Source organism: Mycobacterium sp. NGS40 (genome assembly GCF_059812735.1).
On sequence record NZ_JCALDG010000009.1, the window covers coordinates 137,206 to 149,634 of the forward strand.

13 protein-coding genes are annotated in these 12,429 nt (G+C 64.5%); 3 read left to right on the plus strand and 10 right to left on the minus strand.

Annotated features, from left to right (window positions below; translation table 11 throughout):
• Window positions 1-161: 161 nt before the first annotated feature.
• From AC5Y5O_RS15845 to AC5Y5O_RS15870, 6 genes are read right to left on the minus strand one after another with little or no spacing between them, the layout of a single operon-like run.
• Window positions 162-1,355 (minus strand): acyl-CoA dehydrogenase family protein, encoded by a 1,194-nt coding sequence (locus AC5Y5O_RS15845; RefSeq protein WP_500025694.1) that lies wholly within the window; start codon window positions 1,353-1,355, stop codon window positions 162-164.
• A 13-nt stretch (window positions 1,356-1,368) separates the two neighbouring features.
• The gene (locus tag AC5Y5O_RS15850) at window positions 1,369-2,427 is read right to left on the minus strand and encodes an acyl-CoA dehydrogenase family protein (protein ID WP_096289498.1); all 1,059 of its coding nucleotides are present in this window, start codon (window positions 2,425-2,427) and stop codon (window positions 1,369-1,371) included.
• 16 nt (window positions 2,428-2,443) lie between these two features.
• Complete coding sequence (locus tag AC5Y5O_RS15855) at window positions 2,444-3,274, minus strand: amidohydrolase family protein (RefSeq protein WP_500025695.1); 831 nt, start codon at window positions 3,272-3,274, stop codon at window positions 2,444-2,446.
• A complete protein-coding gene (locus AC5Y5O_RS15860) occupies window positions 3,271-4,920 on the minus strand; it encodes an acyl-CoA synthetase (protein ID WP_500025696.1) in 1,650 nt (549 codons plus the stop codon). Before AC5Y5O_RS15860 ends, AC5Y5O_RS15855 begins: the two co-directional genes overlap by 4 nt.
• A 12-nt stretch (window positions 4,921-4,932) precedes the next feature.
• Window positions 4,933-6,135, minus strand: a complete 1,203-nt coding sequence (locus AC5Y5O_RS15865; RefSeq protein ID WP_096291286.1) for an amidohydrolase family protein — start codon at window positions 6,133-6,135, stop codon at window positions 4,933-4,935.
• 18 nt (window positions 6,136-6,153) lie between these two features.
• Window positions 6,154-7,011: an enoyl-CoA hydratase gene (locus AC5Y5O_RS15870; RefSeq protein WP_500025697.1), complete on the minus strand. Its 858-nt coding sequence runs from the start codon at window positions 7,009-7,011 to the stop codon at window positions 6,154-6,156.
• A gap of 264 nt (window positions 7,012-7,275) precedes the next feature.
• On the opposite strand from AC5Y5O_RS15870, the gene AC5Y5O_RS15875 reads away from it, so the two are divergent.
• Window positions 7,276-7,539 carry a hypothetical protein gene (locus AC5Y5O_RS15875; RefSeq protein WP_500025698.1) on the plus strand — a complete coding sequence of 88 codons (264 nt, stop codon included), beginning with the start codon at window positions 7,276-7,278 and terminating at the stop codon, window positions 7,537-7,539.
• Between the two features lie 96 nt (window positions 7,540-7,635).
• Window positions 7,636-7,854: a microaggregate-binding protein 1 gene (mbp1, locus tag AC5Y5O_RS15880; RefSeq protein WP_096289503.1), complete on the plus strand. Its 219-nt coding sequence runs from the start codon at window positions 7,636-7,638 to the stop codon at window positions 7,852-7,854.
• An 87-nt stretch (window positions 7,855-7,941) separates the two neighbouring features.
• Here the strand turns inward: mbp1 and AC5Y5O_RS15885 are convergent, their stop codons facing one another.
• Window positions 7,942-8,946: a dihydrodipicolinate synthase family protein gene (locus AC5Y5O_RS15885; RefSeq protein WP_096289504.1), complete on the minus strand. Its 1,005-nt coding sequence runs from the start codon at window positions 8,944-8,946 to the stop codon at window positions 7,942-7,944.
• Between the two features lie 33 nt (window positions 8,947-8,979).
• Window positions 8,980-9,777: an SDR family NAD(P)-dependent oxidoreductase gene (locus AC5Y5O_RS15890; RefSeq protein WP_500025699.1), complete on the minus strand. Its 798-nt coding sequence runs from the start codon at window positions 9,775-9,777 to the stop codon at window positions 8,980-8,982.
• Between the two features lie 251 nt (window positions 9,778-10,028).
• On the opposite strand from AC5Y5O_RS15890, the gene AC5Y5O_RS15895 reads away from it, so the two are divergent.
• Window positions 10,029-10,835 (plus strand): TetR/AcrR family transcriptional regulator, encoded by an 807-nt coding sequence (locus AC5Y5O_RS15895; protein WP_096289506.1) that lies wholly within the window; start codon window positions 10,029-10,031, stop codon window positions 10,833-10,835.
• 14 nt (window positions 10,836-10,849) lie between these two features.
• Here the strand turns inward: AC5Y5O_RS15895 and AC5Y5O_RS15900 are convergent, their stop codons facing one another.
• Together AC5Y5O_RS15900 and AC5Y5O_RS15905 are read right to left on the minus strand one after the other, a co-directional pair.
• Window positions 10,850-11,740 (minus strand): enoyl-CoA hydratase/isomerase family protein, encoded by an 891-nt coding sequence (locus tag AC5Y5O_RS15900; RefSeq protein ID WP_500025700.1) that lies wholly within the window; start codon window positions 11,738-11,740, stop codon window positions 10,850-10,852.
• The gene (locus AC5Y5O_RS15905; RefSeq protein WP_096289508.1) at window positions 11,737-12,414 is read right to left on the minus strand and encodes a hotdog family protein; all 678 of its coding nucleotides are present in this window, start codon (window positions 12,412-12,414) and stop codon (window positions 11,737-11,739) included. The genes AC5Y5O_RS15900 and AC5Y5O_RS15905 overlap by 4 nt, the downstream gene beginning before the upstream one ends.
• Between the last annotated feature and the right edge of the window lie 15 nt (window positions 12,415-12,429).

Consider the following 12,429-nt stretch of genomic DNA (forward strand, 5'->3'; position numbering starts at 1 on the left):
TAAGCCATCATCCCCCCGGGGGTATTCCCACCGATGCGGCCGCCCGGTGCCCGGGGGGCGCGCGGGCTCAGCCGCTTGTCGAGCGTGACGTGGCGGCGCCGACACGCCGCAGAACAACGCCGCCGGTTCACACTCGACGCGGGTTGGCGCGTGGCGCGGGATTAGGAGACCTTCTTGACCGGCGGTGAGTAGTTGGGCTTGCCCAGCCCGAGCGTGTACTGACCGATCATGTTGCGGAACACCTCAAGGGTGCCGCCGTAAATTCCGACCAACGGGGCGAACCGGTAGACGTATTCGGCACTGCCGTCATCGGCGGCACCGTCGGTGCCGAACGGCAGGGTCGACGCCGCGCCGTGGATGTCCATCAGGTCCGGGGAGATATCGCGCATCGTCTGGGCAATGGCCACCCGCCCGTAGATGTTCGGGGATGACAACGCCGCCTCCAACCGGGCAACGCTACGACCCAGCCGATACGCGACCGAATCGTCGTCAACGAGCCTGCGCCCGTTGGGATCCGGCCGCGTCACCGCCGAGACCGCGTTGTCGACAGCCAGGGCCATCGAACCGGCCTGGTGCATCATGATCGAGGTGTCCTGCAAGCCGTCGGGTGCGGCCGCGACCGCGCCGTGCTCGGTGTTGAGCGGCTCGCGCAGCACGGTCCAGCCGGCGTTCACGTCGCCCAGCCGGTACTTGTCGTCGACGCGGACATCACTGTAGTAGACGATGTTGGTCCGGTCGCCGTCCACCGTGCGGATGCCCTGGATCTCAATGCCCGGGGAGTCCAACGGCACCAGGAACATGGTCAGGCTCTTGTGCTTTGGCGCATCCGGGGCGGTGTTCGTGATCAGGAAGACGTACTGGCAATTGTGCGCACCGGTGGTGAACATCTTCGAACCGTTGATCACCCAGTTGTCGCCGTCGCGTACGGCGCGGGTTTTGCAGGTCGCGATGTCGGAACCGCCCTCGGGCTCGGTATAACCGAGGCAGAGCCGGACTTCGCCGCTGAAGACTCGCGGCATCACCTCGTCGTGCAGCTCGGCCGAGCCGAACCTCGCGACCGACCGGGCCACCATGGCCGTCGTCCCCCAGGTCACCCAAGGAACGTGAGCGCGGCGCTTCTCCAGCTCGTAGATGCGCCGGCGCACGCGACTGAATCCGCCCTCGGATTCCGGCTTCCATTCGCACGCCAGATAGCCCGCAGCGCCGAGTGCCAGATGCACGCTCTCGTCGAAGTTGTCACCGGTCTCGCGGTCGCGCCGCAGCACATCTTCGGTCACATGGGTTTTCAAGAAGCTGCGCAATTCCTCGCGAAAGGTTTTGTCCTCATCGGAGAGTTCCACCTGGGAGAAATCCATGTTTGCTCCTGTCCTAGACGGCTGCCGCGGCGCCCTCGCGGGCGGTCACGATCTCAGCGACACGCTTCGCGGTGGCGCCGGGGTCTCCGGCCGCAAGCGGCCATCCCCGGGCACGCACCAGGTAGGCCGTCGCCGCGGCTTCGGACGAAACACCAAGTCCACCTTGGATATGGACGGCCATGGTTGCCGCCTTGGCGGCCTCCTCCGACATGAACACGAACGCCGACGGCGCCAGCTCCGCCCGTGCGCCCGGTTCATTGTCCAGGAACCAGGCCGCTCGCCGGGCCAGGTTGCGTCCGCCCGCAACGGTGATGGCCATGTTGGCCAGCGGATGCGAAATGGCCTGCAGCGTCGAGATCGGAACTCCCAATGTGTAACGGGTCTTGGCGAATTCGGCGGCGATGGTCATCGTCTCCTCGACCAGGCCCACCAGAGCAGCCGCGGTGAGCAGTCGCCATTCGTCCAGCGCGAGTTCGTAGTTCGCCAGCGCTTCGGGCCCCGCCGCCACGACCGTGCGGGTGTCGGCGTTGGCCGGATCGACCCAGGCCATCGGCAACCGGCCGAGATTGTCGACCTTGGCGGGCCGGGTCCCGAATGTCAGGCGCACCACCTGGTCGCCGTCGCGGACGACGATGTGGTCGGCGATCGATCCGGTGGGGATCAGACGAAGGCCCGGCGCACTGTCGATCCGCGCGTCAATGCCCGCGAGCTGCTCGCCGTCGGCGACGCCGGCGGTATCGGCGTCCAGCGCGCCGAGCCGGCCCAGCAGCCGCGCCGTGCACACGTGATCGATCCACGGGACCGGCGCCATGCACCGCCCGATCTCCTCGGCCACCAGCGTGAGGTCCACCAGCGTCGCCCCGTCACCACCGCAGGATTCGGGCAGCGCCATCGTTGTCGCACCCATCGCGCACAAGCGCTCCCACAGGTTCTTGTCGAATCCGGAAGGCTCAGCGGCGCGCACCGTTTCGATGGAGCAGTGGGTCTTGAAGAACTGCTTGTATGCATTCTGCAGATCCACGTGGTGGTCAGACAGGCTGTAGTCCAGTCTGCGTAGCTCGAAGCGGTCCATCTCTATGCTCCTGTCCTCAGGCTCGGTCGCCGAAGAAAAACTCCTGTGCGTTGTTGTACAGGTAGTTGTCCAGTACCTCGGCGGGCAGGTCAAGCGCTCGGGCTTCGGGGATCACCCGGTGCATCCGCAGGACCGGCCAGTCGGATGCGTAAATGACCTTGTTCGGGCCGCGGGTGCGCATGTAGTGCAGCAGGCTTTCCGGCAGCCGCTTGGGCGACCAGGCCGAGGTCATCAAGCGCAGGTTTTCATACTTGAGCATCAGCCGGATCGCGACATCCCACCACGGATCGGCGCCGTGGATCATGCACAGCTTCAGTTCGGGGAACCGCACGCACACCCGGTCGAGGTGAATGGGATTTTGCACCTCTCCGGGGATCGGCGGCCCCGGAATACCGGTGTTGACGCATAGCGGCAGGTCGAGTTCCGCGCACTTGGCGTAGAGCGGGTAGTAGACGGCATCGCTGGGCGGATATTGCCCGTCGCCCCAAAAGCTCGGTCCCACAACGGCATACGCGACGGACAGGTCGCCAACGATGGCGGTCAGTTCACGTAACGGCGCTACCGGGCGCAGCAGGTTGACGCCACCCATGGCCAGGGCGAATCGGTCCGGCTTGGCTTCGACGAATTTGCGCGCGGTGGTCGACGGGCTGGCCAGGTTGTCCATCAGGATGGCCTTCTGCACGCCTTGGTCGTCCATCTCGTCGAGCAGCTCGGCCAGATCGACGGGCGCGAACATCGACTGCGGGCCCTTGAAGTAGTCGTCGCGGACCTTGAGCATCCAGGTCGGCTGGGAGTCGACCTCGCCGAAATGCACGTTGACCAGGCAGTCGATCGCTTTGTCGTTCATGCCGGCCCCTCGGCCTCGGCGCCGGCCAATGCGGTAGCCGGAAGCTGTTCTGCGGCAGTTTGTTTAGCCCATCGGTAGTTCGGTTTGCCGTTGCCGAGCCGCTGAACCTGCTCGACGAACAAGATGGCCTTGGGCGCTTTGAAGTGCGCCAGCTGCGACTTGCACAATGCGGCGAGTTCGGCTTCTTCGACGGCGGCGGCGCCCGGCGCGACGGCGACCAGCGCGACGACCTCCTGGCCCCAGCGATCGCTGGGCCGCCCCACCACCAGTGCGTCGGCGACGCCGGGGTGGGTACGCAGCACCTCTTCCACCTCTTCGACGAAGACTTTTTCACCGCCGGTGTTCACCACCAGCGAATCACGACCGTACAGACGCAGGGTGCCGTCGGATTCGATACTGGCCCGGTCGCCGGGGATCACCACCCGCGTACCGTCGATCTCCGGGAAGGTGCGCTCGGTGGCTTCTGCATCGTCGAAGTAGCCCAACGGAATCCGGCCGCTGCGCGCCACCCAGCCGATCTCGGGATCACCGGGCGCCAAGAACCTGCTGCGATCCTCCGACACCACCGCTCCGCCCTCGCGGAGGTGAAAGGTCTCACTCTGCGTGCCGCGCTGACTGTGCCCGAATCCCATGTTGCCGGATTCCGACGAGCCGTACCCATCGATGATGGTGACCTGCGGCAGCTTTTCCATCAGCGCGCGCTTGAACTTGGGATTGGTTGCGGCTCCGCCGGTCCCGATTGCGTTCAGCGTCGACAGGTCGTAGGAACCTCGTTGCAACTCATCGACCAGGGGGCCGGCATACGCGTCGCCCACCATGGTCATCATGCCGACGCCTTCGCGCTCCGCGGTCTGCCATACCGCGCGCACGTCGAGTTTGCCCCGGCCGTCGTAGAGCACGGCGGTGAACCCGCCCATGATCGCCGCGAAGGAGGTCCACATGCCGGCGGCGTGCATCAGCGGAGAGACGGCGAACCATGGCTGGCCGCCACCGCGCACCTTGGCGTGAATCTCCTCGACGCTGACGTGGTCAGCCCCGACCATCGACGCCACATACATGTCGCTTTGGCGCCACAGCACGCCTTTGGGACGGCCGGTCGTTCCGCCCGTGCACATCATGATCAAGTCGTCGGGTGATCCCGGCGCCGGGTCGCCCGAACCGCCGTGCGCCAGCGCATCATCCAGCGATACCGCACCGGGCAGTTCGGGGGCGTCGCTGCCGTCTTCGATGGAGATCAACAACTCGGGCAACGGCAGCACCTCGGCGCACCGCGCGCCAAGCGATCGGTGATAGATGATGCCGCGCGGCCGGACGTAGGAGAGCAGGTCGGCGATCTCCCGGGGCGAATAGCTGTAGTTCACGTTGACCGGGACCACGCGGGCTTTCAGGCACGCGATCAACGCGTCCGGGTACAGGTCGTTGTACATCAGCAGCGCGACCCGGTCTTGACCGCACTCCCAGCGGTTCAGCGTGTCGCGCTCACGGTGCGCCCCGAAACCGTTGGCGCTCAAAAAGTTCGCTAATCGACTGGTCCGTTCTGCCGACTCGGCGAAGGTGCTTCGACGTGATCCGCACACCGTCATCAAGCGGTCACCGATGACGTCGGCGATGGCGTCGAGAACCGCACCGACGGTCCATTCACCCACTGCCGTGGCCGCCTAGGCCGCCACGGTGGCTTTGACGCCGAGCAGATCTAACGCATTGTCGCGCATGATCTTCCGGATGTCCGATTCGCTGAAGGCCGTGAGTTCTTCGGCGAACGACACCGGCGATTCGAGGCCCTCGCCGTGCGGCCAGTCGGAGCCGAACAGGATCTTGTCGACGCCGATGACCTCGGCCAGCTCCGGCAGGTCGTCCTCGTAGTACGGGGCGATCCAAACGTTGTTGCGCAGCTGCTCCACCGGATCCTCGGGAAAGTCGCGCGGCTGGGTGTTGGCTGCCTTCTTCAGGCGCTTGACGAGCCGATGCACGAAATACGAACCGTTTTCGATGCTGACCGCCTTCAAGCTCGGATGGCGGGTGAACACACCATGCACAATCATTGAGGCCATCGTGTCGTGAATGGCACGGTCGTCGAGGAGCACATTGTCCAACGGATCCTTGGCGCCAAACCCTTCGAACGTCGCCTTGCCGCCCCAGGCCGCGGCGATGTGCAGATAACCGCTGTCGCTCAGGTGGAATCCCACCGGCACCCCAGCCTCGGCCAGCCGGGCCCAGACCGGGTCGTGGCTGGGATGCCCGAGCGAGCGCGGCTTGACCAAGCCCGGCACCGGCGCCGGACGAACCAGCACCAGTTTGGCGCCGCGTGCCAACACGAAGTCGACCTCCTCGAGCGCCTTGACGGGGTCGGCCAGTGAGATGATCGGCGCGGAAATGATGCGGCGGTCCGGGCGGTCGAAGCCCCAGTCCTCGTCGAGCCACAGGTTGAACGCGTGCACCGACGCCATCGTCGCGTCGATGTCATGCTTGAGCGCTTCTTCGACTCCGCACCCGAATGTCGGCAACATGAAGACGGTGTCGATGTCCTGGGTGTCCATCACCGTGATGCGGGCGTCGCGGTTCTGGTACTCGGGGTGTTCGCCAAGCCGCTCGACCTTCATCAGCGATGCCGGATCGACGCCTTCGGGAATCTCACCGCGGAACAACAGGTCGAGGCAACCGGGCACGATGATCGGGTCGAAGGTGGGGTTGGGAATAAAGTGATTGACCTGGCCCCCGATGACCGCCAAGGTGCGCTTGCCCTGAGTGACCATCTGCACGCCGCGGCTCTTGAACGCTTTGTCCAGGTGGCGGGTGAACGCGTCCAGCGGTTCGTAGTAGTGGTTATCGACGTCAATCGCCTTGTAGCTCAAGCTATTCATCATCTTCCTTCCCTGGAACTACGCGTCTGTCGGGCGCAGCGTCGGAAAATGCGGGGGCCGCTTCTCGAGGAAACTCGTGATCCCTTCGATGACGTCCGGCCGCGACATCGCCTCGTGCACCAGGACTTCGGAACGGGCATTGGCGTCCACGACGTCGCGGATGTCGTCGCCGTAGACCTGCCGTTTGATAACGGCCATCGATGCCGGCGAACAGTTTTCGGCCATGTCCTCGGCGTACTCCAGGGCGCGTTTCATCAGGTCCTCGGCCGCCACGACCTCTTTGACCAGGCCCAGCTCGACGGCCTCCTCGGCAAGAAAGGTCCGTGCGCTCAGCAGCAGGTCGAGCGCAATTCCCATGCTGGTCAGCCGCGGCAGAATCCAGGAGATGCCGAATTCGGCGATCAAGCCCCTGCGAGCGAACACGGCGCCGAATTTGGCTCCGGCAGCGGCGAACCGCACGTCGCACATCAGCGCCTGGGTCAGCCCGATGCCGACACAGGCGCCGTTGATGGCCGCGATGACGGGCTTGCGCAGCGTGGTCAGGAAGTGCGGCGGTCGCTCGCCGACCAATTCGGCCAGGTTCGTCGCACTGGCCTCCTCCATCGCTTCGCCGACCGTGGCCGCCGCGCTCGGCGCGCCCAGATAGGCACCGGCGCAGAACCCCCTGCCCCGGCCGGTCAGCACGATCACCCGGATCGCGGGGTCGGATTCGGCGCGGTCGATGGCGGCATAGAACCCGGCCGCAATGTCGGGACCCCACGCGTTGAGGCGGTCCGGCCGATTGAACGTCAGGATCGCGACGCCGCTGCCGGTGGTCTCGTACAGCACCGCGCCGCCGGCCTGAGAGTCCTGGGAGGCGCCGTTGCTGCCGGACATCTTCCGCGGCACCTCCTGATGCTTTCGAGTACGGATTTCATGGGCTTTGTACCCATACTGTATACCTATCGGTACCGCATTCCACAACCGTCCTAGCGGCCCCGTGAACCCGCGCCAAACAGCGAATTTCGCAATGCACAACCGCGGTCCGGACGGCCCTGAATCCGTCCCGATGCACACCGCGTTGTTTGGGATCGGGGTGGACCGGGTTATCGACACCTCGACACCACGGACGTGCATTTGAGGCAGCTAAGGGGATCAGCAGTGAAAGAGGCAGCAAAAACGGTTTGGCACCGCGTGAAACAGGCGCGATCGACCATCATCAAGTTCGAGGCGACGTGGGCGGGCATTCAATTTCTGTTCGCGCTCGGGCCGATCGGCGTCGTGATCGGCATCATTCTGTGGGTGCGAGGGCAACGAAAGCGCGCTGCGCAGGCGCATCCGACAGCGCCGGCCGGGACTGACGCCGCAACCGAAGCCCCCACGCCGGTCACGGCGGACGCCGCCGCCAACGGGCTGGCCCGCTGACACTGTGTCGAGCGCCACGTCCCGATCGTGTTTCCCCGTCAGGCGGCTGGGAAGAGGAAGAAGTGGCACCCACTAGGCAGGAGGAGGGAATCGCCAATGGTTGACGTCATCAGGGGCATGGTGGAAGACGTTGTCGGCAAGGCCAAGGAAGTAGTCGGTACGGTCGCGGGTCGCAACGACTGGATCACCGAAGGCCAGGCGCAGCAAGACAAGGCAGAAGCGCTGCGCAACGCCTCGAAGAAAGAGGCCGAAGCCGACAAGGCGCGTGCCGAAGCGAAAGTTCACGAGGCGCGTCAACACGCCGAGCAGAACTAGTCCACGCGCATTCGCAAGGCCCGGTCACCCCCTCGGTGGCCGGGCCTTCGTACTGGCTGCGGCACAAGCTGTTTGGACGTTCAGCTGCTAGTTGATGAGCCCAAGCTTGCGATACGCCGATTCCATTTGAGCTTTGGCCGCCAGCGGCAGTTCGGCCTGCGGAGGCCGGGAATGCGGATACGAACCTATGGGCAGGCCCAATAGTGAGGCGGCATACTTGAACGCCCCTCCCCAGTGGGTGAAGTAGTCCGATCGCCCCGGATAGCAGGTCCACCACGGACCGACGTCGAGATCGAATTGGTCCAGTCCGGACTCGCGACCGTAATCCATTGCCTCGAGCAGCTTGTCGGACATCACCAGATCCCAGTACTCGGAAAACAGTCGCCGGTGCGGGGTTTCGAACAGGTAGCCGGCGGTACCCAACTGTGCCGGACAGACGATTCCGTCCCGCAGCCATCCGGCGCGGTAGACCGTCTTGTCGCATTCCCACACCGCCAGACCCGGTGCCAGTTCATGCAGCATTCTGCTCGCCGCGGGCCGGAACGCGCCCTCCTTGGTGGCGCATACCGCAGGCACCTCATCGTAAATGCGGGCGCTTTCGGCTGGCGTCAGCACATAACCCGAGGACGGGGAATTGAACATGCCCAGCGCGATATCCGTCCGCGCGGCAACGTATTTGAAGAAGCGCAGCACGCCGTCGCCGCCGTGTGCCTCCATCATCGGTGTTTGGATGTAGACGATGTCCGCACCGGAGGCCTGGGCGTGCAGAGTCAAATCCAGACAGTCCTTGGCTGACATGGCCGCCGTGCAGGACTGCACCACCACATCGGGATTGATGCGGCGCGCCTCCTCGATCGCCACCTCCAGCAAGCGCTTGCGCTCGTCGTTGGTCAGCGACCAGAACTCGGAAAGCCCGCTGGTGCACCACAACATCGGGTGCCCGAGATCGCCGACGCAGTACCGCACCAGCGTCCGGTAGGCGTCCCAGTCGATGTCGTCACCGTCGGTACCGCAAAACGGCGTGTAGAGGGAGTCGCCGATTCCCCGCAGTGCTCCGCGCGCCCAGGCGCGTGCCTCAGTAGCTGTCGCCACAATCCACTCCTTTTGTCGGCCAAGCGATTTGAGTCAGGTGAAGTCCGAACCACCGTCGACGTTGATGTTTGCGCCGGTCATGTAGGAGTTGCGCCGCGATGCGAGAAATGCGACGACGGGTCCGATCTCTTCCGGCAGGCCGACACGCGGCATATGCGCCGGATGCCCAAAGTGCTTGTCGATGGCCTCCATCAGACGGTAGGGGTCGCTACCGTCGACACCGACCGAGTCGGCCCAGCCGACGAGCGACTCGGAGGCGATGCTGCCCGGAGACACCACGTTGACCAGGATCTCGTGTTTGGCGAGCAACAACGACAGGTTCTTCGACACGCTCGTCAGCATCGACTTGGCCGCGGTGTAGGCGGGCAACATCACACTTTGCCGCTGCGTCGAATGCGCCGAAAAGTTGACAATCCGCGCCCACTGCGCCTTGCGCAGCAGGGGGAGCGCCGAACGCACACAGCGCACCATGCCCAGCACGCCGTCTTCGACGGCCTCGCGCCACTGGTCGTCGGTCAGCTCTTCAAAGCTGCCCGGCGCTCCGGGCCCGACCGTATTGATCAGCACGTTGAGTTCGCCGTCCCAGCGGGTGGAGATCTCGGCGAAGACCCCGTCGACCTCGGCGGCGTCCCCGATGTCGACCGCGAACCCAACCGCGTCCGGACTGCCGCGTTCAGTGAGATCCGCCACCGCGTTGTCGAGGACGGCTTGGGTTCGGCCGACCAGCGCCACCCGTGCGCCGTCCTCGGCGAGGCAACGGGATGCGGCCAAACCCATGCCACGGCTACCGCCGACAACTACTGCTGTCGCATTCCCCAGACCTAGATCCATCGAGATTTCCGCGGCTCATGCGGTGCGGCAGCCGATGGCTTGCGTCCAGTCATCTTCGCCCGTCCAGCCTTCTATACCAAAAAGCCTACGATAGGTATTACAGTAGCAGATGGAAAAGCGTACGAGAGCCCGGTTGACGGCCATACCCGAATGGCGACACGCCTACGTATACGCAGGTGGGAGCACATCTACCGGTAGATTTGAATCAATCGGTGGCACGATTTCCAACCGTACGCGCAGGATACATTTTGATGGAGGTGCCCGTAGTGGCAAAGCAGGCAACCGCTGATAAGCGTCAACGACGCGAACGCGGGTCCATCAACCCCGATGACATCATCAGCGGCGCATTCGAACTCGCCGAGCAAGTCTCGATCGACAACTTGAGCATGCCGCTGCTGGGCAAACACCTCGGCGTCGGAGTCACCAGCATCTACTGGTATTTCCGCAAGAAGGACGACTTGCTCAACGCGATGACCGACCGCGCGTTGAGCAAATACGTGTTCGCCACGCCCTATGTGGAAGCCAGCGATTGGCGCGAAACCCTGCGCAACCACGCCCGCTCGATGCGTAAGACGTTCATGGGCAACCCAATTCTGTGCGATCTGATTTTGATTCGCGCGGCGCTGAGCCCCAAGGCGGCCCGACTCGGCGCCCTCGAGATGGAGAAGGCGATCTCCAACCTGGTCGAGGCCGGCCTCACGCCCGAAGACGCCTTCGACACCTATTCGGCGGTTTCGGTCCACGTCCGCGGCTCGGTGGTACTGCAGCGGCTCTACGAAAAGAACCAGTCCTCCGACGTCGGCCCGCGCGCCATCGAGGACGCCGTTGCCATCGACCCGGAAAACACTCCGCTGCTCGCGCAGGTGAGCCGGATAGGTCACCGGATCGGTGCGCCGGATGAAACCAATTTCGAGTACGGCCTCACCTGCATCCTCGACCACGCCAAACGATTGATCGACGAGGGGTCAAAAGCCGCCAAGTCGACGACATCCCGGCCGCGCAAGGCGACGAAGTCGGCCTCTCCACGTGCCCGAGCGAAGGCAACCGCGGACCGTTAGGCGCGAATTCCTTGCTAGGCTTCGGGTTCCGGCACATGAAAGTGCTCGTCGCGTAGCCGGAACGCCTCCTTGGTGCCGTGCTCGGCGCGGGTTTTGACGAAGTTGAATTCGTCCGGCCCGAATTGCAGGTTGGTGCCGTAGGCGTGGAAGAGATAGCTCGCGACTTCCTCACCGCTGTACGCCTGGGATTGCTCGACGAGGCGGAATGCTTCCTTGGCGATCACAACTCCGTCGGCGGGCATCTTTGCCGCCTTCTCGGCCCAGTAACGAGCACGCGCAGTCACGGCGCCGGGATCGCAAGTGTCGGTGAAGATTCCGAAATGTTCGAGCTCGCCCGCTTCGATGACGTCGCCGGTCAACAGCAGGCGCCGCGCCAGGACCGGGCCCAACCGGTGGAAGAACATGTGCAGGCTGCCGAGCGCGGGTCCCAGGAACCGGGTCGCCGGCATGCCGATCTTGGTGTCACGCGCGATCACCGAGATGTCGGTCATCAGCGCCATCTCGAAACCGCCGCCCAAGGCGTACCCCGATATCTCTGCTACCGTCACCTTCGGGAAGCCCATGAAGTTGTGGTAGAAGCTGAATGACTTGCGGTCCACCGCAAGTCGCCTACGCTGGCTGGGCCGGCGCTTGGGGGCGGCCGCGTCGGGCGCCTTGGACTTCTCGCCATACCAGCCGTATGCGTTGTTCATGTCGGCCCCGGCGGAAAAGACTCCCTCGGCTCCGCGCAGCAGTACCACAGTCAGATCGTCGTCTTCAGCCACCTGATCCAGGCACCGGCCGATGGCCTCGCGCATGGTGGCGTCATAGGAGTTGCGCTGCTCGGGATTGTTCAGGGTGATCGTCGCGATTCTCTTGCCCGGATCAACCTCGAAAAGCACGCGATCGTCGCTCGGGCCCGTCATGTCGCGGATTCCTTTCGCCGCCTGCCGAATCGATAGCCGGTCAGCTTGTCCGGCTGCGACGCCAGGGTATTGACCCGGCCGATGCACAACACTTCATCGCCACGCAGCAGCCGTGCGGTCGACTCGATGCCTCCCTCGATCTGCGATCGGGCAATCTCGAAGCGCAGCTCGGTCAGCAACGGCGTGGGCCGCCGGAAACTCACGTGCATCGATCGCGTCTTACCGGATAGTCCCATGACGCAACTGTGATGCTGGATCACGCAGTCGAAGAACACGGACAGAAAGCCACCGTGCACCAGTCCCGGCGGCCCTTCGTAGACGACGGGGAAGACGACCCGCCCCTCGGCCTTGTCCGCATCGAGGTAGTCGAACGAGTACTCCGGGAAGGACGGGTTGTAGGCGCCGATGTTCGTGGCGTGGTTGAGGTACACCCGGCGCGGGTCGTCGTCCATCTCACCGATTCGGGGCGCGTGGTCCTGCGGCGCGGCGGAGGCGAGCTCACTTTCCCATTCGCCGAACTTCGCCAGCATCGCGTCAACCGTTGGATGCGGATGTTCCAGGGAGAGCAGTAGTGAACTCAGCCGCCGCATCGCGCGGGCGGCCGCCATGGTTTGAGCAAGGGGCATCTCGCCGAATTTTGCGTCATCGGCGCGTACCGGTGTCCCCTCGGGCATTGGCGCCGCTCCTGT